Below are 1,135 nucleotides of genomic sequence, written 5' to 3' on the forward strand. Positions count from 1 at the left end.
TAACTAATAACTTATATGCGGTCATGCTTCGCCCTCTTCCAAAACCAGATGCACCGAATCAGATAAGGTTTGTAGTGAGGACTTTAGTCCGCATCCATCCCAGGACTGAAGTCCTTAATACAAACCGATTAAGTAGTGAATGCGGACATGAGATTAACTCTAGCTAGCGAGTGGGCCGATCGAACTGCTGTACAGTTTTCCGCAAGTAAACGCAGTGGCGCGCGCCCTGACTCGCAGGCGTGGTGAATGATTCAACTGACTCAAGCGTACCGCCCAAACGCTCGATCGCACTTTGCAACTCTGTCTCTTCCTCCAGCGTCCAATTTCCCCGGTAAAGTACCGCCAAACCGCCATTTTTTAGGAAAGGCAGCCCGTATTTAGCACACAGAGAAGCTGCTCCAACGGCTCTCAGAAATGCAATATCGTAAGCTTGTCTGTGCTGCGGTTGTCGGGCAATTTCATCGGATCTTCCCAGCAAAGTCGTAGCATTTTTTATCCCTAAAGACGGCAAAATCGTGTCCAAGAAAGTAATTTTCTTGCGAGTTGAATCCAGGAGAGTGACTGATAAATGTGGAAGGGCGATCGCGATCGGCAACCCCGGAAAACCGCCACCAGTCCCGATATCGATCGCTTTCAACGGCGACTCAGCGGGAATTTCGGCATTTTCAGCCGAATTGTGATGAGGTGGCAGCAGTCTGGTAATTCCCCTCAGAGAATCCCACAAATGTTTTTCCCAAAACTCGACAGGTTCAGTAATTCGAGTTAAATTCAAGGAACGATTGCCTTCAACAATTAACTCGTAAAGCCGCTGAAATTGTTGTTGCTGCGACTCATCCGGCTGCCAATTCAGCGTTTTTTGCCACAACTCATTCATTTCCGGCAATACAGACATTTTAATCTCATTCATCAGATGCTATTTCCACTCTTTTCTTCAGTCCGTGTCGGCGGACTTTATTTATATAGACGCGAATTGTATTCGCCTTTTTCTTCTCTTCTCTTCAGTCGGCGTCCGGCGGACATCGTGGGTGCATCTCACTGTTGAAGAGGGCGAAGCATGACCGCATATAAGTTTATTAGTTGTAATCTCATATTGACTGCGGTCATGCTTCGCCCCTACAAACATATTTGCTTGCGC

1 protein-coding gene is annotated in these 1,135 nt (G+C 47.2%); it reads right to left on the reverse strand.

The features are described from left to right. Positions 1–163: 163 nt before the first annotated feature. Positions 164–907, reverse strand: coding sequence for a 16S rRNA (guanine(527)-N(7))-methyltransferase RsmG (gene rsmG / locus QT974_RS34600; RefSeq protein ID WP_333472857.1), 744 nt, complete (start codon positions 905–907; stop codon positions 164–166). Positions 908–1,135: the final 228 nt, after the last annotated feature.

This window comes from Microcoleus sp. BM001215392, assembly GCF_036700185.1.
Classification (GTDB): domain Bacteria; phylum Cyanobacteriota; class Cyanobacteriia; order Cyanobacteriales; family Microcoleaceae; genus Microcoleus.